The sequence below is a fragment of the Billgrantia desiderata genome, assembly GCF_900108215.1.
GTDB classification, from domain to species: domain Bacteria; phylum Pseudomonadota; class Gammaproteobacteria; order Pseudomonadales; family Halomonadaceae; genus Halomonas; species Halomonas desiderata.
In genome coordinates, this window is the sequence record NZ_FNVC01000021.1 from 1 (window position 1) to 23,126 (window position 23,126).

Here is a 23,126-nt window from a genome sequence, read left to right on the forward strand (position 1 = left end):
CGAAGTGCAGTAAACGAGCACCACCCAGACACGACGACGCCCGCCATCGGTCGATGGCGGGCGTCGTCGTATGGGCTTGGGTATTTTAGGGAAGCGCTGAACAAATCGACGAGCGGGATGAAGCGGCTAGGTTCGTTCCCTACGAACCAACGCACTTCCCACATCCCTGTGGGTCGCAAGGCGCACGGAGCACAGTACCGAGCGAAGCGACAAACAGCCGTAGGCTGGCCCCGAAGGGGCGAGAAGCCGAAGGCTGCGAGTCAACCGGAGCCTATGGGGTATAGGTGAGGATTCCGACGGTCCGACGCTTCGGCACCGCGCAACGCAGTGATTCGCTCGCGCAGGCATTTGTGCAGTGTTTCCTTAGCGTCGCAGCAGGTAGCGTCTGATACCGGCCAGGACCAACACGGCCGTTCCCGCGCCCAGGGTGTTGGCCAGGATATCGGCCCAGTCGCCGCCGCTGCGGCCAGGCACGGGGATCTGCAGGTATTCGATGCAAATGCCGTAGAGCACCACGGTGATGAAGGTGCGCACCAGCGGCAGCCCGGCCAGGCCGACCAACCCCGCCAGGCCGGCATAGCCGACGAAGTGGTTGAACTTGTCCCATGGCAGGTTGGTGGGCATCTCGTCGCCGGGGGTCAGGCTACCGATGGCGATGGCCACGGCCGCCAGCACGGCCAGCACCGTCCATAGACGGTGGCGCTTTCTATCTTCACCCCAGGCAAGCCGCTGGAGCCAACGAGACTCAGGCATTCTGGTACTGGATGGCACGGTGGTAGCTCGGGCTCAGGTCGTGCAGCGCCTCCATGAAGGCGGTGACGTTGTCCGGGTTGGTGAACTGGCTGATACCGTGGCCCAGATTGAACACGTGCCCCGGCCCCTGGCCGTAGCTGTCGAGGATGCGCCCCACCTCGGCACGAATGGCCGCCGGCCGGGCGAACAGCACGTTGGGATCGAGGTTGCCCTGCAACGCCACCTTGTGGCCTACCCGGGCGCGCGCATCGGACAGTTCAGTGGTCCAGTCGATACCCACGGCGTCCGGCCCCGCCAGGGCGATGTCCTCGAGCCACTGACCGCCGTTCTTGGTGAACAGGATCACCGGCACGCGGCGTCCGTCGTGCTCGCGGATCAGCCCGGCGACGATCTGCTCCATGTAGCGCAGCGAGAACTCGAGATAGGCCGGCGTGGAGAGCACCCCGCCCCAGGTATCGAAGATCTGCACCGCCTGGGCTCCGGCGCGAATCTGCGCGTTGAGATAGTCGGTGACCGCGCTGGCCAGGGTGTCGAGCAGGTCGTGCATCACGCTGGGCGTGTCGTAGAGCATGGTCTTCACGTGGCGGAAGTCCTTGCTCGAACTGCCCTCCACCATGTAGGTGGCAAGCGTCCAGGGGCTGCCGGAGAAGCCGATCAGCGGCACCCGGCCGTTGAGCTCGCGGCGGATGGTCGACACCGCCCGCATCACGTAGTCCAGGTCGCGCTCGGCGTCGGGTACGCTCAGGGCCGCCACGTCCGCGGCCGTGCGCACCGGCTTGCGGAACTTGGGTCCTTCACCGGTCTCGAAGTAGAGCCCCAGCCCCATGGCGTCGGGGATGGTGAGGATGTCGGAAAACAGGATGGCGGCATCCAGCGGGTAGCGCTCCAGGGGCTGCAGCGTCACCTCGCAGGCCAGGTCGTGGTTGCGGCACAGGTCCATGAAATCGCCGGCTTCGGCGCGGGTCGCACGATACTCGGGCAGGTAGCGGCCGGCCTGACGCATCATCCATACCGGCGTGCGGTCCACCGGCTGACGCAACAGGGCACGCAGAAAACGATCGTTCTTGAGATCCATGCAGGCAGTCATCCACAGGAAATGTCGCCACATTGTAGCGCATCCTTTTCTACGCGGCTTGACCCGGGCCAAGATCGGCGACACCGCCCATTCGTGAGCCGCGCCGGCGTTCCTGCTAGAATGCGGGATTCACTTCCGGCATCGCCGTGGTCTTGACCGAGGTACCCCGTGACCATTCGATTCATCGCCTCCTCTCGGCTGCCCACTCCCTGGGCCACCTTCACCATGCACGGTTTCGAGGACGAAGCCACCGGCAAGGACCACATCGCCCTCACCCTCGGCGACGTGGCCGACGGCGAGCCGGTACTCGGTCGGGTGCATTCGGAGTGCCTGACCGGCGACGCCCTGTTCTCGATGCGCTGCGACTGCGGCTATCAGCTGCAGGAGGCGCTCAAGCGCATCGCCGACGAAGGCCGCGGCGTGCTGCTCTACCTGCGCCAGGAAGGTCGCGGTATCGGCCTGCTCAACAAGATCCGCGCCTACCACCTGCAGGATCAGGGCGCCGACACCGTGGAAGCCAACGAACAACTCGGCTTCGGCGCCGACCTGCGCCGCTACGACCTCTGCGTGCCAATGCTCGAACACCTGGGCATCCAGAGCCTGCGGCTGATGACCAACAACCCGCGCAAGGTCGATGCCCTGACCAAGGCCGGCGTCACCATTGCGGAACGCGTGCCCCTGACCACGGGTCTCAATCCTCATAACGAGCAGTATCTCTCCACCAAGGCGGGCAAGCTCGGCCACATGATGGCGCTGGGCGACTTCACCCAGGCCGGCGACGTGGACATCGAACGCAAGCCCTGAGCCAACGAAGCAGCGGGGCGCTCCTGACGGAAAAGACCCCATGCCAGAAACGCAGCGCACGCTCAATCAACGCCATCACTTCCTCGAGGAACTGCTCAACAGCATCAGCCACGGCATCGGCGCGGCGCTGAGCCTGACCGGCGTCATCGTGCTGCTGGTGCTGGCCAGCATGGCCGCACACGTCGATCCGTGGAAGATCGTCGGTATCAGCCTCTACGGCGTGACCCTGGTCCTGCTCTATACCATCTCGACTCTCTACCACGGCGTTCGCCACCCCCGGCTCAAGCGGCTGTTCCAGCATCTGGACCACTGCGCCATCTACCTGCTGATCGCCGGCACCTACACCCCCTTTCTGCTGGTCAACATGCGCAGCGCCACCGGCTGGACGCTGTTCGCCATCGTCTGGGGGCTGGCGCTGGCCGGCATCGCCTGCAAGCTTGCCTGGCCGCATCGCTTCACCGCCCTGCGAGTCGCCATCTACCTGGTCATGGGCTGGCTGATCGTCTTCGCCGGCGACACGCTGAGTGCCAACCTGCCCACAGCCGGCATCGTGCTGCTCACGGCCGGCGGCATCACCTACACCCTCGGCGTGGTCTTCTTCGCCATCAGCGCGATCCCCTTCAACCACGCCATCTGGCACCTGTTCGTGCTGGGCGGCAGTACCTGCCACTACTTCGCGGTTTACGCCGCGGTGTTGCCGTTCGGGGGGTGAGGCGCGGCCAGCCTCAACCGCTCCAGCCGGGCGTAGAGGTATTCGGTGAAGAAGCCATGCATGAGGAAGCGCTGGCTCAGGTTCCACGGCCCGACCAGGTAGTGCGGGTACTTGTTGTAGGCCATCTCGGCCAGGCTCGGGTCGCCGATCAACTGGCCGACGCGGATGGCGATGGACTGGTCGAGGTTGAAGCCATTGATCGCGTCGCGGTACTCCTCGCGGGTCAGCAGCAGGCAGAACAGGCACATGAACAGCGCATGGGCGCTCTCGAAATCGAGCACCTGGGTACGCCGCCGCGGCAGCTCGAAGTCGCTCTCTGCCAGCGGACGCCAGTGTGCCCAACTGATCGCCTGCGGCGCCAGGGGTGCCGGGCGCTGCCGCCAGTGGCCCATCTCCTCGATCGCCCGGAACAGCTCCTGGTCGTGCTTGACGAAGCTGGCGTCGAGCATGTCCTCGATGCGGCTCGGATAGAGCGTGAGCGGCTCCACCGAGACCTCCGGGCAGTTGTCGATGAGGAAGTTGAGGATGTTGGACTCGGTGGCGAAGTGGCGCAGGATCAATTGATTGGCGCTGGGGCTGACGAAGTGGGTGCAGAACCAGCAGATCAGCCGCTGCAGCAGGCCGTGAGCGCGAAACTGTGGCAGCGGCAGGCGCTTCACGAACCAGATCAGATGCAGCAGCACGGCCAGCAGGAACTGCAGCAGCGGGCGCAGCGACCAGCGCGTGGGGCGCTCCAGGTCGTCCAGCCACAGCCGCACCGCCGCCGGCTCGATGGGCAGGGAGTCGTCGACTGCCAGCGCACGCAGGAAGGGGCTGCGCGGCCTCGGCCGGGTATCAGCCATGCTCGATCTCCTCCAGCTGCAGGGCGTAGAGCCGCGCCACCACCCGCGCGGTGCGCAGGATCGCCTGCTGCTGCTCCGGCGTGCGGCAGACCCGATCGATCAACGTATAGAGCTTGTCCAGGTGGGCGTCGTCGTTCTCGCCGTGGTAGCGCATGAAGCAGGTGTAGCGGCCGTCGCCCTCGGTGGCCTCGTCGATCCGCCGCGCCCAGTCGCTGGCCATCTTCTGCCCCAGCCCTTCGATGATCCACATGGCACCGATCAAATCCACCGGATTGGGCTGGCTGGCGCGATACATCATGAAGGCGTGCAGCGCCTCGCTGCCGGCGTTGCGCCGGCCGGCGCGGATCTCCTCCAACGCGCCGCCTGCCGCCACGAAGTCCGCCTCCAGCATCTCGTAGTCGCGATGCTCCTCCTTGGCGTGACCGATCACTTCCGAACGCACGTCGGCGTAATCGCGCTCGAAGCTGGAGGCGCCACGGGTGATCCAGCGCGCGCCCTCGATCACCTGCTGGCGCAGGTGCAGCAGCAGGTTGCGGTAGTCCTCGCGGGTGAACCTGCCGCGCTCCAGGCGCTGGATGATCGGCACCCGCCCCAGCTGGCGCTCGAAGTCGAACCACACACGCATCAACCCTTGCAGGCACTCCTGCCCCAACTGGGTGGTGATCTTGCTTTCCATGGTTACTCCTCCACGACCGTGAGCTGCATGTAGACGTTATTGAAGCGACCGCTCTCCGGCACCATGCACAGGATGGTGTCGCCGGCTCGATGACTCTGGGTGCGCCGGAACTCATCGAGCATGATGAACATCGAGGCGCAGCCGGTGTTACCGCGGGTATAGAGATTGGTGTACCACTTCTCCTCGGGGATGGCCGCGCCGGCCTGGGTCAACATGTGGAAGATCTTGCCGCGGAAGTAGTGCGACGAGTAATGGCACAGCACGTGGTCGATCCGCCCTACCTCGACCCGTCCCTCGTCGATCAGCCGCAGCAGGCTGTCCACCCCCAGCTTGACGATGTTGTCGAGCAGGCGAACGTCCTGGCGGATCAGCAGGGCGCCGGCGGCCTCCGCCTCGGCGTAGGTGGCGAAGTCCTGCCAGCTGCGCCCATCGCTTTCGGCGCGACCGACGCTCATGCACACCGGGTAGGCGTCGGCGTGGGAGAAGCCGCGAATCCAGTCGATGCGGAAGCAGCGCCGGCGCGGCTCGTTTTCCAGCAGCAGCGCCCCGGCGCCGTCCGACAGCATCCAGCGCAGGAACTCGGCATTGAAGTCGACCTCCTGCGCCACCGCCTCGTAGCGGCTGGCCTTGAACAGCCGCGAGGCCAGCTCGCTGGCGATCACCAGGGCATTGTCGTGCTCGCCGGCCTTGAGCCCGGTGTAGGCCGCCTTGAGCGCCATCATGCTGCTCGAGCAGATGCCGTGGCTGCTGTGCAGCTCCACATCGGCCACACCCAGCTCGGCCTGGACCATGCTGCCGAACCCCGGCAGCACCAGGTCGCCCTGGCTGGTGGCCACGCTGAGCATCTCGAGCCGCGACTTGTCCAGGTAGCTGTCGTCGAGGCAGGCCCGGCCCGCTCGGGCGGCCATCTCGCCGTTGCTGATCAGGGTGTTGTGCTCGGCATCGATGGCGTAGTGGCGCTGGCATATGCCGTTGGACTGCAGTATGCGGCGCTTGAGCCGGCTCGGTTTGCCGTGCACCAGGCCGAGCACCGCCTCGATCCGCTCGTTGTCCACCGGCTCGCCAGGCAGGTAGTGGCCAGTACTGGTGATATAGACGCTCACGCGGGGTTGCCTCCGTGCTTGAGGTAATGACGCAGGCAGCGCAGGTTCTCCTCCATGTAGGGAAACACGCACAGCAGTGCCATGAAGGTCAGGTAATAGGGCAGGTAGCGCTCGCCGCCATGGGGCACCTCGACGGGAATCAGCCGCATTTGCCCGGCCCAGTCGAGGGAGACGAGATCGATCACCACCGGCCAGTTGATCACCATGATCATCGCCAGCATGTAGAACGGCAGGCTGGCCAGGTAGCTGTGTGCGTGCATCTCCCAGATGCTGATGTGACGCCGGGGAGCGGCGTAGTGCACGTCCCAGTGAGCCACGACCTCATGCAGCACCCAGGCCAGCAGGCAGATCAGCAGCACCAGCACGTTGATGCGGTAGAGCAGGCACATGAGGATGGGGATGCCCACCTGAATGCCCATCGCCGAGTGCATCAGGGTCTCTTTCAGCCCCGAGGTCTCCTCGATGTGCGTGGCACGGTGGCAGCACCAGTCGACGAAGCCGGCAATTCCCCATAGCGGCAGGAAGACGTACAGCAGGACATGGATCAACAGCGTGTGAGTATCCATGGCGATTTCCTCTGTTTCAGCGACTCTCACAGCGTTTCTTGCAAGGCGCTTACGTTTCATGGATGATGTTAGGAAACACTGTTCGATAACTAATATCCACCAGGCGCACATCATTTGCAAGCGCCAATCGAATGGAACGAAACATCATGAAACAGGTAACCCACAGGCGAGGCCCGGCTTCGGATAGCGCAGCCGCACCGCAGGCAGTTCGGGATCGCTACCCCGATGCCCTGCGTGCCGGCGCGCTGCTGGTGGTGGTATTCGGCCACTGGATCGCCACCCTGCCGCGACTGGAAAACGGCCTGATGACCACCACCGACCACCTGCTGCTGGTATGGACCTGCGCCGGGGTGCTCACCTGGCTGCTGCAGGTGGTGCCGCTGTTCGTCTTCGTCTCGGCCGCGGTCAGCGCCGACGGCGCCCAGCGTCGGCTGGATCAGGGCCAGCGCCAGCTGCACTGGTGGGCGGGCCGGGCACTGGGTCTGGCCCGCCCCACCGTCACCTACCTGGCGGTGCTGGTGGCCTTCGTCCTGCTGGCGGCCTACACCGGCGGACGCCTGCTCGGCCCGCTCAACCACTCGCTCACCGTTCACCTCTGGTTCCTGATGATGCTGCTGGGCGTGCAGGCCCTGCTGCCGCTGAGCGTGTGGGCCGACAACCGCTGGGGGCTCAAGGCCGTGGCAGGGCTGCTGCTGATCGCCGCTGCCGTGGACCTGCTGCGCGCCGGCATTAGTACTCCCGGCGAGCTGCTGGAGCTGGGCACTCGCGTCACCGCCAACGGTGGCGGCATCGGCTGGCTCAACGCCGCGGTGGTCTGGCTGCTGCCGCAGCAGCTCGGCATCGCCTGGAAGCGCGGGCGCTTCTCCGGCCTGGGCTGCGGCCTCGCCCTGCTACTGCTCGGGCTGGTGTGGCTGGCCGCCGCCGTGGCCTCGGGCTACCCCGTGGCCATGGTCGACGGTGCCTTCGGCGTGCCCAGCAACCTGCTGCCGCCCACTCTGGCGCTGGTCGGCGTGATGTGGGTTCAGGTAGGCGCCGCGCTGACCTTCGAAGCCCCCGTGCGCCGCCTGCTGGAGCGCCGCCGAATCGACCGGACGGTGACGATCCTCGGCGCCCTGGGCATGCCGCTCTACCTCTGGCACAAGCTCGCCGAACTGCCGGCCGCCTGGCTGGGCGAACGCCTGGGCCTGCCCATCGACGCCGGCATACCGGGCGAGGTGGGCTTCTGGCTCGGCCGCCTGTGGTGGATTGCGCTGTGCATCGTGGCCGTTGCCCCGGTGATGATCGCGGTGGTGACCTTCGAGATGCGCCGCAAGCGCGATGTGGTTTCCGCCACCGCCGCACCGGTCATCCTCGCCGGCGGCGCGGCGCTGCTCGGCGGCATCGTCGCCAGCCTGGCACTCGGCGCCCTGCCCGGCGCCATCTTCGGTCTGGCCGGCGTTGCGGCTGCCTCATGGCTACTGCGCGTCCATCCACAGCCGCCAGCGTCAGCGCTCGACGCTTCCCTCTCCAAACAGAAGGAGGTTGAATCGAGCTCCTTGTAAGCCATTTCTTACAAATTTCATCGGCAATTTCTTACAAGCCGCTTGCCCCAGGTTAACGTCGCCGAGCACTGTTAGTTGGCAAAGTAAAACCGTACTGAGCACGGAGGCTCAGCCAGGGACGACCGAGTCAGGAAGACTCACTATCCAGGGATGCTCGGGTGGAAGGATGCTCGAGGTGGAGGTAAGGAAGCGAAGATCCAGCCCGGCCGCAAGGCCGGGCTTTTCGTTTGTCCTACCCGCTGTTCCTACCCGACAAGTGTGCTGGCAGGCCCAACACCATCAGTGACACCGGGTAATATTCAAGCCACCACACCCTGATCGCGATAAGCCTCGGCGAACACTTCTTCGATGGACTGCTGCTGCGGGTCGCGCTGGCGAATCCGCCGAACCTCTTCCGACAGACGCACCAGCTCCTCGCTGGGCTTGGCCCACTGCTCCTTGGGGAGCGGCTTGGACCATTCCACCATCTCCGGTGGCAGCGACTTGGTGCCGGAGCGTCTGAGTAGCCACGTTTCCAACTCAGCCAGATAGCCCGGCAGGGTCCAGAAAGTGAGCAGGTGATAAAGGTACCAACCCAAGGTGTAGCACCAGCCCACCTCTCCGTTACGGCGGCGACGGTGAAGCCGGCGATGGGCGTTGCGGATGGTATGCGCTCCCTCCCAAGGGGGATCCCCCTCTTCCCGGATGGACAGCGGGCTCTGGATCTCATCGAGCGTGTTGATCTCGTACTCCATATAGCCGCGAAGCGCTTCCCATTCAGCAAGGGCCAGAGGCAAAGCCGGCGTCATGAACTCCGTTTTCACCCACTGGTTGGTACCGGGCAACACATAGCCGATCCCCATACCGTACTGTTGCTGCACGCCATATTGAGTGACGCCACGCGTCTCGAATACCCATACGCGCAGCGACTCCCAGGGCACGAAAACCGGCGCCTCATAGCCCTCACCGTTCTTCTTTTCCGGCACAAAGCAGACCTCACGTCGCTGTCGGTGAAAACGTGTCGGAATTACCTTTTTGCGCTTTGAATGGACGGAAATAACACCCCAAAGGCCAGCAATTAGCACAGTGGCCGACATGTATAGGCCATTCCTTATAAAGCCATCAGAGAGAGCATTGAAGAGTCTTTCCGACATAAATGGTGATAGAACTAGAGGCATCACAACAGCCACTAGAAGAAACCCCTTAAAGGCTCCCCCCAGAACTAGTTGGTTGCCAAAAACACCGGGCCAGCCAGCGCCATAGTCTAGCCATGTATCGTTGAGCTCGCTGACTGCCCCTTCGTTTAGCGCCGGCTCTCCCGTCGGGAGGGGTAGCGGCGCCAAGAAGGCGATACGACCCCCTGGTAAAGGCTCGACATCGCCGGCGCGTTGAGGTTGGGTGGGGTCGGGCCTAGAAAAGCCTTTGCGTGGATTGGCCATCGTCAGGCTTCGACACCCTGGCGACGATAGGCCTCGCTGAAGATCTCCTCGATGGAACTGAGGGGATTCTCCGCGCGTAGTCGGCGCACCTCGGCCGATAGGCGCACCAATTCCTCGCTGGGCTTGGCCCACTGTTCTTTGGGGAGTGGCTTGGACCACTCTTCTACTTCCGTCGGACGCAGCTTGGGGCGGCTTTTCATCAGCCGCTTGGCTTCCCACTCGGTCAGGTAACCGGGCAGATTCCATAGTTCAATGACATGGTAGGCATACCAGAAGAAAGCGAAGATCGGCCCCACTTCCCCATTGGCTCGGCGCTCGCGCATTCGGCGGCGCGCATTGCGCAGCGTATGCACCCCTTCCCAAGGTGGATCGTCCTTGCCCCTTGGCAGGTGGGGGTCCTGAATCTCATGCAGCGAGTGGACCTCGTAATCCATATAGGCGCGGATCGCCTCCCAGTTACTGATCGCCAAGGGCAAGCCCGCGGACATGAATTCGAGTTTCAGCCACTTGCCCGTCTCCGGGTGGGCGTACCCGACCCCCATGCCGTACTGCTGTTGCACGCCATACTGAGTGGCTCCACGCGCTTCTACCACCCAGGCCATCAAGGATTCCCATGGCACGTAGACAGTTTCCTGCGTATCGGTCAGGGTAAAGCAGACTTCCCGGCGCTGACGATGGAAGCGGACGGGGATGCTGCGTTTTAAGCGATTCATACCAACGTAATAACCAAGATACGAAATTAGAAAAATCGCTAGCCCGCCAATTATTCCTGTCCAGAAAAAAACTCTAAAAAATAAAAAAAAATCGTCTGAGGAAATATCCGGTATCAGCAGACCAACAATCATGGGGAAAACCAAAACACATATCAATACTATTCCACACACCCCCCCCGTAATAGTCTGCCACACAGATACATTTGGCCACCCACCCCCGAAATCCAGCCAAGCGTCATTAAGCTCACTTACCGCCTTGCTCATATCCAGGGGCGGCTGACCCGTCGATAAGGGCAAGGGCGACAGATAGGTAATTCGCCCACCGGGCACAGCCTGTATATCACCTGCACGATGGGGCTGGGATAGCTCAGGCTGCGGCAAATCCGGCACCTTGTTACGCATATTAAAATTCCTGTTTGTCTCTCACATATAATTCTTTAAACGGTCATAGCATACCAGCTTCCTGGGTCGCCTCGGCGTGGAAATTCTGAAGGGGTATAGCGCTTGCTGCTGCCAACCCCACCGCGTGGGTCGACATAGATATAGACATCGCTTGCCTGATAGCTACCTTCGTCATCAAGGCGCTCCAACCGTACCCCGACCACCCAGCGTTCGGTCTCATATCCCTGGGGTGTCTGCCGGTGGGCCGGGGCCTGTCCCGATAGGGTGATGTGACCACCCTTTTCATCCATGCGGATCACTAGCGCTTCCGCCATCTCGGCGGTCGCTTCCAGCCAGTGCTCGGGCGCCCGTACCGTTCCTTCACGCTGCCATATCTGCATGGGTTGCACCTGCCAGGCCTGGAGTGACAGTCGCACTGGCGGTTTGCCCACAAGGGGTGGCTGCAACGCCTGGAGAGTTAGTCCGGGCAGGTGTAGTTCAATTAGATAGCCGTCGGGGCTACGTAGCCAAGTGGGTCGCCAATTCTCCGTATAGACCTCTTCCAAAGTAATATGGGCGGCTTGACTGATACGCCTTAGCTCGCTGAGATAATGCTCAAGAGATTCATCGCCCTCCTCCGCTCCCCAAGGAGAGTGCAACAGCCATTGATCGTGCTGACTGATATTGTGGCGATTATATAGCCAGGTCCCCCCGAGCTGTAACACCGAAAACGCTAGGCCTATGGCATTAAAACGCACGAATACCGATGCCAGATGAGGGCCTGCTATTGCCCATGTCATCCCGCCCCTCACAGCGAGACCTGTACTGATAGTGGAGTAGAGCCCATACCCGTGCGCACCCATCAAACCGGCATCGCCTACCATCGCTAGTGCGGCCGCGCCCTGTGCATTGCCGTTACCACTGCGCACAGCATCTTGCCAATTAACTCTGTTAGCGTACAAGCCAAATGCCGAAGCAATAAATCCGAACCCATATCCAGCATAGCCAAGCGCATGATGCATTCGCCCTAACTGGGTATATACACCACCTGCCCGGCTGGCATTGAGAGCAGTACCAAAGGCACGCGCCTGAGCCTGAAGCGCTGTATCTCCAATACTTTGGGCTGCTAAGAAACCCGCTGCTGAAGTAGCAGCGATTGCTCCGGACAGTCTAACAACTGCTTGTATTTTTTCACTATTATCTTCACCATCCCGTGCTGCCTGGAATGCCTTTGCAGCTGCCCAGAGCCCCACCGCCTGGCCGACAAATACCAGTAATCCAACACCATCCCCCAATAGTCCCGCTGGCGGAGCGCGATAGATTCCCTGCCGGAGATTGCTGGTCAGCCTTCCAACCGCTGCAGCCTTTCCGGCATCGTCGAATTCAAGCACCAAGCCAGCTCTGCCACTCTCGCCTTGCGACAAGATGAGATCATCGGCTCCCACCTCACCGACCGGACTAAGGGCAGCAGCCAAGCGATGCTCGTTTGCCTCCAGCTGAGCCTGTACGCTGCGACGCTCAGCCCGGACTCGATCACGCTCTGCCCCTGAGGCCTGTCGCCGTCTATTGTTCAAGCTAGTCAGACGCTCTCTCAGCAGCAGGGTGTCTTCAACCAACGCTATCAGTTTCTCGAGACTAGCCGTCGAGAAAACCAAACGCGCTCCGTTCTCTTTAGCTGCATCGACGATACGTGCCCATACCGCAGGCGGTTTCAGCTGACGGAACAGGTCTTCCAACTCCGGCATGTTGAAACCACTCTGCCCGGTGGCCTGTTGCATGTGCTGTATGATATTGGCCAAGCCCGCACCCACTGCCGGTGTCAAGTTGGCTCTCGCACCATTTGCCAATATCTGAACATTTTCAGGCAGTTCCCTCAAGTCGGGAAGTTTTCCACTCTCTGCCTCTTTTAACTTATCCACCCAGCTATCAAGGTGCTTCAATATGTTATAGCCTGCAGAGATGAGCGCAGTATAGTTCTTCTTAAGTTCGGCTTGCTCCTGCAAACTCCGAGTATGAAACAGAGGGCGATCGTACTCAGGATGATCCGTCAGCCATTGTGTAACCCTGTCAACCACCTCATCGCTTCGACATATGTCTTTCACACAGGAATATTCAGCCGAAAACGCTTTCTCTATTTGCTCTTCTTGATCGGAGTCGAAGTACCAGGCCGCCAGATGGAAATAGTTGGAGCACAGCATTTCAGCTCGATCACGGCTGATCGTTTCGAGTAGTGTATTCCAGCGCGATAGCTTTGGCCGCTGCTGCTCAAGAAATTGATCCATGTCGCTGCGGCGAATGAGGTCATTGACACCGCGCTGGCCAAACGACGCTCCTTCCAGAATGTCACGAACACGCCTGCTGTTGGTCCGCTTCAGCCCCAGCAAGGTATCCAGGTGCTGTTCAAGGAAGCCACTATCCGCATCGGCCATCGTTTCTCTAGCATGATATCGGCGAATCTCGGTCTGCTGCCGCTGCAGGATTGCCGAGGCGTTGGCTCGGTTAGCGCCTCGGCTGACCTCAAGCAGCCTAGCTCTGAGCTCATCTGGCAAATCAGGATCATAGGAGCGGGGAAGCTGTTCCTCTCCGTTGAGATAATTCAGAACTGCTTGCCGCGTACGCTCTCTATGCGGCTCATCCAGCCTCTCCAGATCATTCCAAAGAGCACTCTCAGGGGAGCCTTCTTCGCCAGGAACCAAGGAAGCCATGGTTTCTGCCGTCAGCTGCGTGATGGACTCGATATAACAGCCGAGCAGGTAGTTGCGCTGAGTGCGCTTTTCATCTTCTTCCGTCCACTCCTCAATCCACCCCACTACGTTGTCTTGGTACATCGCCAGGTCACGCATGACGCCGATGTCATCCCGCACCACCAAGCACAGGCACTCGTCACGGTCCTCGACCTCATGCTGCTTGAGCAGCTTGCCAAGGCGAGACTTGTGGTAGTAATGGTCGTTTTCCCAGTGGTAGGCCTCGCCTTCCTGCTCATGGCCGCCTTCGGGCTGCTCCAACTCGACATCTTCGGCGAATTCCGCGACCCACTCTTCCGCCTGGGCCGTGGTGATCAAGTGCTCGCCGCCCCCTGTGACGGGATTGGCGCCCGAAAGATCGACTGCCTGCATGAAGGCATCACGATCTTCCTCGCTCTCCAGCACCTGGGCACGCTTGGTGTCGGTCCACTTCACTTCAGAGAAGCAGACATAGAGGGTTCGATCCGTCTCGTATTCGAGCTTGCCACCGGTAATCTCATCACCCTGGTCACGAAACTCGTACTCGGCGAGTTCGTTGGTCTCGCCATCGAGCACATAGAGATAGCCGTTACGCAGCAGGCGAATGCCCAGCGGCCGCGCACTCAGGGTGTAGGGCGTGGAGCATCCGGGTACCAGCTCCTCGACCAGGCCATAACGCAGCGGCAGCAGCTGCACCTTGCCGCTGATCAGCGGGCAAGTGGCGCCTTCCTCGCTATCGCGGCAGGGAAGCTCATAGGCGGCCAGGGCACCATTATCGCGGTCATCATTGGGTCGCTCGAAGGCAGACATGTGACATGCTCCCTATGTCGTAACGTAGGATTGTGAGGTTGTGGCCGCGCTCAGAGCAGCCTCGAGACGCTCGATTCCGCCCAGGCGTTTATCGCTCAACTCGTGATAAAGGGGGGTATCGGTATGGCCATGCCACGTCAGGGTTCCTAGCCGAGCCATCAGGGTGCACAGCAGCGCCCATTCGCGAGGCGTGTTGAAGCCCATGTCGCGGGCTTCGCCGATAACCCGCTCAAGACAGGCATATCGCTGCGATTTCGCCGCGTCCGGCAACCAATCGTTGCAATGACGCTCGACGAAGCACAGCAGTTGGCGTGTATCTCGACGCAGATCGCATGCCTGGAGCCGGGCAAGCTGCACTTCCGACAGCCGGTAGCCTTCGCTGTCCAGTGCAATGGGTTCGGCTTGCACTTGAGCGGGCGAACCATAGCCCCACTCTTCCGTCACGGCATTGGGCGCGACCAGCTGATCGATAGCCCCCCAAGGGACATGTGCCGGTGAGCTTTCAGCGATTAGCAGAGCTGACATGACGGCTGGATCGGCCAGACGCAGCAGCATCGGAACCCCGCCGGGGTGTACGACCTGCACCAGGCGGCGCAGATGATCGGCCACTTCCAGCAGGCTGGCTTGGCCGATGATGAGATAACCCCATTCCGGCTCGAGCCCCTCCTCGAGGAAACGCTGCAATACCGGGTCATCAGGACCAGATAGCCGCACCAGCCAGGGAGAAACGTTACTGACCGTCGCCCAAGGGGTTCCCGCATAGAGCAGATCGGCTTCCAATCGCCCCTCGGACCATTCATAAAGCCGTCGCGGTAGTTCCTGGATACGCACGCCATCGAGCAGCAGGTATACGTGCTGTTCGACGGGCCAACGCCATGGGCCACCCGTCAGCTCTTGGGAAAATGGCCAGCTCACCATATCCGTCACGCGCTACCATCCTTTTCGCATACGGGACACAGCGCTTTCTGTTGCAGCAGCGCCGCTTGCTGAGGAGCCTGTATAGGGGTGAACTCGGGTGCCGCTTCCGCCTCCCGCGGCAGCGCCGGTGCCTGAGCGGCCTGACCGCTGCCGGAGCCGGGGCTGCCTCCGGAGTTGATCTTGACCTGGCTGCCGACGATAGTGACGCCGCTGGGGTCGAGCTTGACGAAGCTGCCTCCGGCCTTGAGGGTGATCTCGGCGCCGGCTTCGATCACCACCTTCATGCCCGCCTTGTGGTGGATCTCCTGGCCGGCTTCGACCAGTTGGGCGCGGCCGTACTTCTCGTGACGGCTGGCGTCGACGATGAGGTGGTCGTCGCCGTCGATCTGGGTGTGGCGGCTGCCGTGCACCGTCAGGTGATCGTCAGCATGGATCTCACCGATGCGGTCGTGGTGCACGGTGAGGAAGCTGTCGTTGCCGATCTCTTCGGTGCGGTCGTTGTTGGTCAGCAGCTCCAGGTCTTTCTGGGCGTGCAGCCAGATCTGCTCTTCGCCGGCCTGGTCCTCGAAGCGAAGTTCGTTAAATCCTTCGCCTTTGTGACTCTGGGTGCGGATGACGGTACGCGTCTTGTGCTCGGGCAGCGCGTAGGGCGGCGTGTTGACGGCGTGGTAGGTGCGCCCGGTGATCAGCGGTTGATCCGGGTCGCCCTCGAGGAACGACACCACCACCTCATGCCCAATCCGGGGTATCGCCATGCTACCGTAGCCGCCGCCGGCCCAGCCCTGGGAGACGCGCACCCAGGCGCTGGCGGTTTCATTGGGTTCGGCGTAGCGATCCCAGGGGAACTGGACCTTGACCCGGCCGTGCTCGTCACAGTGGATCTCTTCGCCCTCGGGGCCGACGACGAAGGCGATCTGCGGGCCGTCGACGCGGGGCTTGGCGTTGGGCGTGGGGCGCCAGGCGCGGTCGGCGGGGGTGAGGATCAGTTCGTTGTCGAACTTGGTCATGCCCATCCCTGCCGCGTCACCTTGAGTGACACCGTCTTCTTCCAGGGCCTGGGGCTGGCTGCCGGTGTGCTTGACCTTGACCACCTGCCAGTCGCGGTTGAGTTCACTGAGGTCGTGGTCGGTGAGGGTGAACTTGACCCCGGGGGCGAGCTCGGGCAGGTCGCTCTCGGCGGCGCAGGTCAGGGCGCCGCTTCTGAGGTGTTCGAGACGGATGCGGGTGAAGGCATCGCCGGAGGCGTCGGCCTTGTAGCGCCCGGGGTAGTCGTAGTGTTCGTAGTCGTCCCTTTGGGCGTGCTCTTCCAGGTCACCCGCAGCGTGCTCGTGAAGCTGCGCATAGGCGGGGTTCTTGAACGAGTAGTCCTTGAGCGTGACCGAGGCCGGGGCGACCCGGGCAAGCTGCTGGAGCTTTCGCACGTGGCGGCTCGGCGGGGTGCCGCCAGCGCGACCGTGGTAGGTACGCTCGCCCAGGTGGGCCAGGGTTTGGGGCGCATCGGCGAACACCAGGCGGTGGGCGCCATTCGGCGCGTCTTCGAATTCGTGGAAGTAGAACAGGCCCTCTTCGGCAGCCAGGCGCTCGACGAAGGCGAGATCGGTTTCCCGGTACTGCACGAGGAACTCTCTTTCCGGCAGTTCGCGGGTGACGGCGAAGGCGACGTCGGTGAGGCCACGCTCGTCGCACAGCGTATTGAGCACGGTGAGCGGCGAGACCTCCTGGAAGATGCGCGAGTTGTGGCGCAGGTCGAGGCGCCACAGCGCCGGGCGGGCGACCAGGGAGTAGAGGGTACGGCGATGGCCGCGGTCGCCACGACCGAACTCGCTGACGATGGCATGCACCCGGCGCAGCACCTCGCCGTCCTGCCAGATCGTCAGGCTCACCGGGCGGTCGAGCAGCTCGGTGGCGGAGAGGCTGCCGTCGCGGCTGGCGAAACGCACCTCGAGGTGGAAGGGCTGCGAGAGTGCCTCTTCCAGGGTGAAGTCGATCACCGCCAGTTCGGCGCTGTCGACCCCGGCGAGATCGAGGGTGAACTGGAGTCCGGTGCGGTCGGCCATGTCAGCTGCCCTCCCCGCTGGCGGAACCGATCACAACGCCGCCGCAATCGACGGCGTGGCCGGTGAGCGCTGCCGGCTTGCCATCGATCAGGATGGTGCCCGAGCCCTCGGCAATGGAGCGCGGGTGCGAGGGGTGCTTGGACTTGTCGTGCGGGGCCAGGGGGTCGCCCAGGCGCGCTGCCGGTTTGCCGTCGATGATCACGGTCGGGCTGCCGGCGGTGACCGGCGTCGGCGGAAAGCCGTCGTGGTCGGTGCCGATGTCACCCACGAGTACCAGTTTGCGTCCCATCTGTCGTTCTCCTGTCGCTATTCGCCTAGTCCCACTCGGCGGGCGCTTCGAAGCTGGCCACCTCGAAGGCATTGACGTGCATGCGTGCGAAACCGGCCTGCTCCAGGCTGCGCACCGCCGACTGGCAGGCCAGCGGCAGCCGGGCATTGAGCGGTACGCCGTTCAGGCTGAGGCGCGCCGCCCGCAGCAGGCGGGCCCCATGTCCGCTGCCCTGCCACTCGGGCTCGACGAAGAAGAAACGCAGCTGCCAGGCCGCTTCGTCATCCGGCCGGCACGCCAGCAGCATGCCCAGGGTAGGGCCTTCGCCGTGGCGCAGCTTGAGCAGCCGCCCCTGCCAGCGGGCGATGTTGCCGCCGTCGCGCTGCAGCCACTGGCCGTGCTGCACGGTGAACTCCAGCGCCCGGCGCAGAGTGGCCAAGCGGGTCTCGTCGCGCAGTACCCAGGGCGAGTGCCCCTTGGTATCGGCGCGCCGGGCCGCCTCGAGGAAGGCGTCGATGTCTTCCATCGAGGCCTCCTCCAACCCTTTCACCGCCTCTTCCGTGCTGGCAGGCGCCGCCGCCTTGCGGCGTTCGCCGCCGAACAGGCGCTTAAAGGCTGCCAACATCGAAGCCTCCTTCGGCATACAGCGCGGTGGGCAGTTGGAAGCCGGCGACCAGTGGGCGGGTGAAGGGGTTGCGCGAGCCGGTGGCGTAGAGGCGATAGCGCGCCGTGCCGCCGTCGACCTGGAAACGCAGCTCCAGGTCGCGCTCGCCGGCGCTGGTGATCTCCGCCTCGTCGAGCAGGCGGAACCAGGCCCAGGCGCCGTCACGGCTGAGGCTGCGCGGCGAGCGGTTGACCTGGCTCGGCACCAGGGTGATGCGGCTCTCGTTGCCGCCGCGCAGGGCGTTGGGCCAGATCATCGAGACCCGCGAGCTGGCGCTGTGGGCGTAGTCGATGATCTGTCCGTCGATGTTGATCACGCTGCGGCGCTTGTCGGCGCTCAGGCTCACCGGCTCCAGGGCGAACTCCACGTCGAGCACGCCGTCGCGGCCGAAGTAGGCCTGGCGGATCTGCTCGGCGCGCTGGAAGGCGGTGAACACGCTCTGACGCAGCAACGGGCTGCCCTCGGCATCGACCAGGAACTCGGGCGCCTCTTCGATGAAGGGCCGCAGGTTCTCCTGGTAGAAGCGGTCGAGGATGCCGCCGCCGGCGAAGAAGGCCTCGAAGTCGGCCAGCGCCACCTCACGCGAGGCGCTGGGCACCAGCGGGTAGCGACCCGCCAGACGCTCCTGATAGGGCCCCACCACCTCGTCGAGCCACTGGTGCTCCAGGTGGCGGATGGCGCTGGCCATCATCAGCTGCCAGCTCTGGTCGGCCAGGCTGTCGAGCATGCGACCCACTGGGGCCGGGGTGTTCTCGGCAATGCGCTTGAGGTTGTGGATGGGGTCGCCGCCGCGCAGCGCCAGACGGTCGCGGGCGCTGAGGAAGGCCGCCCGGCCCGGGTCGCTGGCGCCCTGTACCTGGCGCAGGTAGTCGCGCAGCTCGCCGATGGCCACCTTGATCTCGGCAATGTCGGCCGGGTTGTCGCCGCGGGCGTCGAGCAGCGCGTTGAGGTCGCGGAAGTTGCGCTCGATCTCGCCGGCCAGGCGGTAGCGCGGCGAGCGCTCCAGGGCCTGGCGAGCGGTCTCGTCGTCTTCCGGCAGCTCGGGGTAGAGCCGGGTGTGGCGCGCCACTTCGCCGAGCAGGCGATCCAGCGGACGGCTGGCGCCGAGCAGGGTGTCGGCCACGAACACGGCCTGGTCGATGTCGGGCAGCGGTACCAGATAGAGATCGTCGAGCACCTGACGCCAGGTCACGTGGTAGTCGCTGACGTAGCGCTCGTGCAGGGCGTCGCGCAGCTGGCGCTCGTCGGCGGCACTGAAGGCGATGTCGTCACGCTGGCCCAGCACCCAGAGGTCGATCATCGCCAGCTCGGTGGCCTGTTCGATCTCCTTGAGGAAGTAGCCCTCGAAGCCGTCGCGGGTCACCAGGCTGGGTACCTGCAGGCGCTCCAGCTCGTCGTCGCGGGCCATGAATACGGCGTTGAACGACGGACCCACGCCCTGCGGGAGTTCGAGCACCGCGCCGCTGCGGGTGGAGCTCTCGGCCTTGAGGGTGGCATAGACCCGCTCGTCCATGGGCTGACGCGAGAGTTCCTCCTGAGCGGCTTGCAGACTGCCGCGCAGCGCCGCCATGGCCTGCTCGGCGTGGCGGTCGCCGGAAGCGATCTGGCCTTCGAGGTCGGTGTGCGCCATGGCATAGGCGAGGTGGTCGAGCAGGCGCTCCTGCACGCTGCCGCGCTGCGGGAAGGCGCGCTGCCAGCGCCGCGCCATGTAGGCTTCGACCCGCTCGGGCTGACGCCCGCTGGCGTCGGACATCATGCGCAGCACGCGCAGCAGGGCCAGCTTCTCGTTGCTGCCCGCCTCGGCGCGGTTCATGTCGTCCATGATGCCGATCATCAGCGAGGGCAGGAAGTGGTAGCTGAGCATCGCCAGATAGGCGCTCTCCACCTGGCGGCCCACGGCGTGGCCCTGGTAGAGGCCCATGTCGGCCAGCCACGGCAGGTGCTCGCGATAGTCGCCGAACTCCAGGGTGGCGGCGCGCAGCCGGTCGAGGGGCTCCAGCAGCGCATAGCCGGTGGGGTCGTCGCTGCGCAGCTCGTCGGGCTGGGCGGCGAGGAAGGCCTCGGCCTTCTCCTCCACTGCGGCCAGCGCCTGGGTGTTCTTCTGGTAGAAGTGGCTCCAGCCGCCCACCAGCGCCAGACCTCCCACCAGGCAGGCAAAGGCGCTGGTACGCCGCAGGCGACGCCGCCTCCGGGCGGCACGGGCGTTGTCGCCGGCCAGTCCCGCCTCGGGGTAGATCACCTTCTCGAACAGCTCCTCGGTGAAGTAGAGCGCACTGCGCGCGGCGCGATGGGCCGGCTGGGTGGTATCGGCCATGCCGTAGCGGCGCGCGGCGGCGTCGACGAAGGGGTCTTCCGGCACGCCCTGCTGGTACACCGAGGTGAAGTAGGTGCCACGCACCATGGCGGCGGTGGAGTAGCGGTCGCTGGAGAGCGCCTCGCGCAGGAAGCCGAGCAGCACGTCGCGCAGGCCGGCCAGCTGGCGCACGAAGCGGAACACCGACTCACGCTCCTCGCGGTCGCGGCACTCGGCCAGCAGCGTGGGCAGGCTGCGATTGAGGCGTTCGAGCATGGCATCGTAGGCGTTGGCGAACTCGTCGGCCCACTGGTCGATACGCTCGACGCTCTCGGCGCTGAAGGTGAAGCCCAGCGGCGCCCGGCGTGCGGCGCGCGAGTAGTGACGGAAGAAGTCGTCGAAGCCGTGCAGCAGGTCCATCTTGCTGAAGGTGACGTAGACCGGCAGGCGCGCGCCGTGGCGCTCCATCAGTTCGCGCATGCGCGCACGCAGCAGCGAGGCGTAGGCCTTGCGCACCGCCACTCGGGCATCGCTCAGCCGCGCCAGGTCGAGCACCAGCACCACGCCGTCCAGCGGGCGCTGGGGGCGGTTGTACTCCAGCCAGCCGACAAAGTGATCCCACAGCCGGCTCTGCATCTCCTGGGGCTCGCCCCCTTCCAGCGCACCCTGGGTCAGCAGCTCGCCGTCGGGGTCGATCAGCACCGCCTTGTCGCCGATCCACCAGTCGAAGCCGTATTGATTGCCCTTCTTGCCCTGACCGGAAGCCTTCATCACGTGGGTCAGCGCGAAGTTCTGGCCGGAGCGGTTGATCAGGCTGGTCTTGCCGGCGTTCTCCACGCCCATCACCAGGTACCAGGGCAGCTTGTAGCGTGCGCCGGGACCGGCACCGAGGTTGTCGAGCAGCTCATGCAGGGTGGCGTTCAGCGTCGCTTCCTGCTGCTCCACCTGGGCCAGTACCGGGTCGAGCTGCAGTTGCTCGTTGTGGCGCCGCTCTTCGCTCACCTCACGCAGCCGGCGGGCGAGGCGGATACCCCACACCACCGCCACCAGAGTGGCCAGCGCCAGGGTGGCCAGCAGGCGGTTGAGCCATGGCGCCAGCGGGTAGCTGTCGCGCACCTGCCACATCGGCCCCAGCCACCAGATGGCCGCGACCAGCGCGGCCAGCAGCAGCCACCAGAGCACGGCAGTGAGCTTGCTCGCCTGCTTGCCGATACCCTGAGCCTTGTTGCCGTGCATCTTGGCCCGGTTGAGGTTGCTTTCTGCCCTGGAGGCGCCGGGTACCCAGCGACTCAGACCGGACTTCACACTTTTCCACATGAGCCTTAGCCCTCGTCCCTGTCGATGATGATGATGATGATGTTGTAGGTCGTGATGTTCATTTGCCCTTCCCCACCGCCCGCTCGAGCCGCTCGAGCAGCGCCGGTTCCCACTGTTCCAAGCCCAGGCCGGTCAGCGACTCGCTTACCGCGCGATAGTGCTGGGTAGCCAGCGCCGCGAGGCCGGCATCGCGCAGCAGGTCGGCGCTGGCCAGCCGCCAGTAGGCGACCTCCCGCGGCGAACGGGCCTTGGCCAGGCCGCGGTCCAGCCCTGCCAGCGCCGCCTCGAGGCCCTCTGCAGCGAGTTTTTCGCGCGCCTCGGCGAGCCCCTCCTGCCAGGGGTCGCCGCCGCCTTCCGGGCCACCGGATGCCGCACCGGCCGGCATGGCCTGCAGCCACTGCCGGGTCTCGTCGTCGACGAAGGCGCTGCCGTCGTTGAAGGTCAGCGCTTCGATGCCGGGCAGACGCTCGGCGAAACGGCTCGCTTCGTCGCGAATGGCCGCGGCGCAGCGCGGGTGGCCGAGCCGCTCGGCGGCGCTCGCGCTGAGACGATGTCCTTCCAGCCAGTAAGGGCTGACCGCCAGGCTGTTCTCGATGCGCTTCCACAGCTCGGCGTCGGCGCCGCGGGAGAGCGCCTCGCGATACTCCGCCACCCGGTCGGCGGCTGGCGGCGCCAGTTCGGAACGGACGCCGTCGCGGGTGGCCGGCAGCGCCTGAATCGCGTGCCAGATGGCATGGCGTCGCAGCCGATAGCCGAGCGGGTCGCCAACCGACTGCTCGTTGAGGAAGTCGGCCATCTTCAGCAGCGCCTGGCGGTTGCCGCGCTCGTTGCCCGCTTCCAGGCGCATCTCGGGCAGCTTGGCCGTGGGCGCAGAGGCGCCGCCCACTACGGCACCGGGCGTGACTTCCTCCCGTGACGGCGCGGTGGCGGGCGCCGCAGCCTGGCTGGGGCGGGCCTGACGCAGCAGGCGCTGCAGGTCCACCAGCGGTTCGTCGGGAAGCTCGAGCCCCCGGGCCGCCGCCAGCAGCGCCTCCAGAGCGCCTTCGCAGGCCTGGTGCTCGTCTGCCGCGTTGTCGAAATCGAGGGTTTCCGCCAGCGCCAGCGCCCGCTGGGCGAACTGACGAAACAGCCGCGGCCGCAGCCGCTCGCCCTGCACGCCGCCGTAGGGGTAGGCCTGGCTCCACCAGCCTTCGAGACTGCCGGCGAACAGGCGCAGCGAGAGGGCGAAGCGCACGCCGTCGCCGCCGCGCTGCAGACAGTGCAGCAGGTGGCCCAGCACCTTGAGGTCCTTGCCGGTTTCACTCAGCAGGCGCACGGCGCGGGTCTCGGCGCCCTCCCAATCGACGCCGCCGTGCTGCAGCGAGCCGATCTTCATCATCTCCTCGTCGAGCCAGGCATAGTCGGCGCTGTCGACCACGGGCTTGCCCACGCCCTCCGGGGGGAGTGCGGCCAGCAGGCCTTCCAACTGTGTCTCGTTGACGATTCGCATCTC

Annotated in this window: 18 protein-coding genes; 3 read left to right on the plus strand and 15 right to left on the minus strand. The window is 64.4% G+C overall.

The window, feature by feature from the left end; translation table 11 throughout:
- Positions 1 to 363: 363 nt before the first annotated feature.
- Both C4S71_RS16610 and hemE read right to left on the minus strand, forming a co-directional pair.
- Positions 364 to 753, minus strand: a complete 390-nt coding sequence (locus tag C4S71_RS16610; protein ID WP_086510605.1) for a VanZ family protein — start codon at positions 751 to 753, stop codon at positions 364 to 366.
- Positions 746 to 1,828, minus strand: coding sequence for a uroporphyrinogen decarboxylase (hemE, locus tag C4S71_RS16615; protein ID WP_103969971.1), 1,083 nt, complete (start codon positions 1,826 to 1,828; stop codon positions 746 to 748). The genes C4S71_RS16610 and hemE overlap by 8 nt, the downstream gene beginning before the upstream one ends.
- Before the next feature lie 168 nt (positions 1,829 to 1,996).
- Here hemE and ribA point away from each other — a divergent pair, with 168 nt between their 5' ends.
- Entirely contained in the window at positions 1,997 to 2,632 is a 636-nt protein-coding gene (gene ribA, locus C4S71_RS16620; RefSeq protein ID WP_103969912.1) for a GTP cyclohydrolase II, read from the plus strand.
- A 40-nt stretch (positions 2,633 to 2,672) separates the two neighbouring features.
- Positions 2,673 to 3,344: a PAQR family membrane homeostasis protein TrhA gene (gene trhA, locus C4S71_RS16625; protein ID WP_103969913.1), complete on the plus strand. Its 672-nt coding sequence runs from the start codon at positions 2,673 to 2,675 to the stop codon at positions 3,342 to 3,344.
- Here the strand turns inward: trhA and C4S71_RS16630 are convergent.
- The 4 genes from C4S71_RS16630 to C4S71_RS16645 are packed head-to-tail and all read right to left on the minus strand — an operon-like array spanning position 3,314 to position 6,531.
- Positions 3,314 to 4,186 carry a DUF6999 family protein gene (locus C4S71_RS16630; protein ID WP_103969914.1) on the minus strand — a complete coding sequence of 291 codons (873 nt, stop codon included), beginning with the start codon at positions 4,184 to 4,186 and terminating at the stop codon, positions 3,314 to 3,316. The genes trhA and C4S71_RS16630 overlap by 31 nt on opposite strands.
- The gene (locus C4S71_RS16635) at positions 4,179 to 4,862 is read right to left on the minus strand and encodes an iron-containing redox enzyme family protein (protein ID WP_103969915.1); all 684 of its coding nucleotides are present in this window, start codon (positions 4,860 to 4,862) and stop codon (positions 4,179 to 4,181) included. Before C4S71_RS16635 ends, C4S71_RS16630 begins: the two co-directional genes overlap by 8 nt.
- Positions 4,863 to 4,864: 2 nt before the next feature.
- A complete protein-coding gene (locus tag C4S71_RS16640; RefSeq protein ID WP_103969916.1) occupies positions 4,865 to 5,965 on the minus strand; it encodes a beta-ketoacyl-ACP synthase III in 1,101 nt (366 codons plus the stop codon).
- Positions 5,962 to 6,531 carry a diguanylate cyclase gene (locus C4S71_RS16645; protein WP_086510611.1) on the minus strand — a complete coding sequence of 190 codons (570 nt, stop codon included), beginning with the start codon at positions 6,529 to 6,531 and terminating at the stop codon, positions 5,962 to 5,964. Before C4S71_RS16645 ends, C4S71_RS16640 begins: the two co-directional genes overlap by 4 nt.
- 146 nt (positions 6,532 to 6,677) lie before the next feature.
- On the opposite strand from C4S71_RS16645, the gene C4S71_RS16650 reads away from it, so the two are divergent.
- Positions 6,678 to 8,072, plus strand: a complete 1,395-nt coding sequence (locus C4S71_RS16650) for an acyltransferase family protein (protein ID WP_160113402.1) — start codon at positions 6,678 to 6,680, stop codon at positions 8,070 to 8,072.
- 299 nt (positions 8,073 to 8,371) lie between these two features.
- Here the strand turns inward: C4S71_RS16650 and C4S71_RS16655 are convergent, their stop codons facing one another.
- The 9 genes from C4S71_RS16655 to tssA all read right to left on the minus strand — a co-directional run bounded on the left by C4S71_RS16655 (position 8,372) and on the right by tssA (position 23,123).
- Positions 8,372 to 9,148, minus strand: coding sequence for a hypothetical protein (locus C4S71_RS16655; RefSeq protein ID WP_235014596.1), 777 nt, complete (start codon positions 9,146 to 9,148; stop codon positions 8,372 to 8,374).
- Between the two features lie 344 nt (positions 9,149 to 9,492).
- Entirely contained in the window at positions 9,493 to 10,605 is a 1,113-nt protein-coding gene (locus tag C4S71_RS22770; protein ID WP_235014598.1) for a hypothetical protein, read from the minus strand.
- 35 nt (positions 10,606 to 10,640) lie between these two features.
- Entirely contained in the window at positions 10,641 to 14,117 is a 3,477-nt protein-coding gene (locus tag C4S71_RS16665; protein WP_103969919.1) for a toxin VasX, read from the minus strand.
- A 12-nt stretch (positions 14,118 to 14,129) separates the two neighbouring features.
- The gene (locus C4S71_RS16670) at positions 14,130 to 15,035 is read right to left on the minus strand and encodes a DUF4123 domain-containing protein (protein WP_235014601.1); all 906 of its coding nucleotides are present in this window, start codon (positions 15,033 to 15,035) and stop codon (positions 14,130 to 14,132) included.
- 5 nt (positions 15,036 to 15,040) lie between these two features.
- Positions 15,041 to 17,092, minus strand: coding sequence for a type VI secretion system Vgr family protein (locus C4S71_RS16675; RefSeq protein WP_103969921.1), 2,052 nt, complete (start codon positions 17,090 to 17,092; stop codon positions 15,041 to 15,043).
- A gap of 1 nt (position 17,093) precedes the next feature.
- Positions 17,094 to 17,381, minus strand: coding sequence for a type VI secretion system PAAR protein (locus C4S71_RS16680; RefSeq protein ID WP_103969922.1), 288 nt, complete (start codon positions 17,379 to 17,381; stop codon positions 17,094 to 17,096).
- Between the two features lie 25 nt (positions 17,382 to 17,406).
- A complete protein-coding gene (locus tag C4S71_RS16685) occupies positions 17,407 to 17,985 on the minus strand; it encodes a GNAT family N-acetyltransferase (RefSeq protein ID WP_103969923.1) in 579 nt (192 codons plus the stop codon).
- The gene (gene tssM, locus C4S71_RS16690; RefSeq protein WP_103969924.1) at positions 17,969 to 21,634 is read right to left on the minus strand and encodes a type VI secretion system membrane subunit TssM; all 3,666 of its coding nucleotides are present in this window, start codon (positions 21,632 to 21,634) and stop codon (positions 17,969 to 17,971) included. The genes C4S71_RS16685 and tssM overlap by 17 nt, the downstream gene beginning before the upstream one ends.
- 58 nt (positions 21,635 to 21,692) lie before the next feature.
- Positions 21,693 to 23,123, minus strand: a complete 1,431-nt coding sequence (gene tssA, locus C4S71_RS16695) for a type VI secretion system protein TssA (RefSeq protein ID WP_103969925.1) — start codon at positions 23,121 to 23,123, stop codon at positions 21,693 to 21,695.
- Positions 23,124 to 23,126 lie beyond the last annotated feature (3 nt).

Excerpts from the sequence above, each read along its gene's own strand:
- C4S71_RS16630 (WP_103969914.1), bottom strand. The coding sequence starts at position 4,186 with ATGGCTGATACCCGGCCGAGGCCGCGCAGCCCCTTCCTGCGTGCGCTG.
- tssM (WP_103969924.1), bottom strand. The coding sequence starts at position 21,634 with ATGTGGAAAAGTGTGAAGTCCGGTCTGAGTCGCTGGGTACCCGGCGCC.
- C4S71_RS16650 (WP_160113402.1), top strand. The coding sequence starts at position 6,678 with ATGAAACAGGTAACCCACAGGCGAGGCCCGGCTTCGGATAGCGCAGCC.
- trhA (WP_103969913.1), top strand. The coding sequence starts at position 2,673 with ATGCCAGAAACGCAGCGCACGCTCAATCAACGCCATCACTTCCTCGAG.
- C4S71_RS16635 (WP_103969915.1), bottom strand. The coding sequence starts at position 4,862 with ATGGAAAGCAAGATCACCACCCAGTTGGGGCAGGAGTGCCTGCAAGGG.
- C4S71_RS16610 (WP_086510605.1), bottom strand. The coding sequence starts at position 753 with ATGCCTGAGTCTCGTTGGCTCCAGCGGCTTGCCTGGGGTGAAGATAGA.
- hemE (WP_103969971.1), bottom strand. The coding sequence starts at position 1,828 with ATGGATCTCAAGAACGATCGTTTTCTGCGTGCCCTGTTGCGTCAGCCG.
- C4S71_RS16655 (WP_235014596.1), bottom strand. The coding sequence starts at position 9,148 with ATGTCGGCCACTGTGCTAATTGCTGGCCTTTGGGGTGTTATTTCCGTC.
- C4S71_RS16680 (WP_103969922.1), bottom strand. The coding sequence starts at position 17,381 with ATGGGACGCAAACTGGTACTCGTGGGTGACATCGGCACCGACCACGAC.
- C4S71_RS16685 (WP_103969923.1), bottom strand. The coding sequence starts at position 17,985 with ATGTTGGCAGCCTTTAAGCGCCTGTTCGGCGGCGAACGCCGCAAGGCG.
- C4S71_RS16670 (WP_235014601.1), bottom strand. The coding sequence starts at position 15,035 with ATGGTGAGCTGGCCATTTTCCCAAGAGCTGACGGGTGGCCCATGGCGT.
- C4S71_RS16645 (WP_086510611.1), bottom strand. The coding sequence starts at position 6,531 with ATGGATACTCACACGCTGTTGATCCATGTCCTGCTGTACGTCTTCCTG.
- tssA (WP_103969925.1), bottom strand. The coding sequence starts at position 23,123 with ATGCGAATCGTCAACGAGACACAGTTGGAAGGCCTGCTGGCCGCACTC.
- C4S71_RS22770 (WP_235014598.1), bottom strand. The coding sequence starts at position 10,605 with ATGCGTAACAAGGTGCCGGATTTGCCGCAGCCTGAGCTATCCCAGCCC.
- C4S71_RS16665 (WP_103969919.1), bottom strand. The coding sequence starts at position 14,117 with ATGTCTGCCTTCGAGCGACCCAATGATGACCGCGATAATGGTGCCCTG.
- C4S71_RS16675 (WP_103969921.1), bottom strand. The coding sequence starts at position 17,092 with ATGGCCGACCGCACCGGACTCCAGTTCACCCTCGATCTCGCCGGGGTC.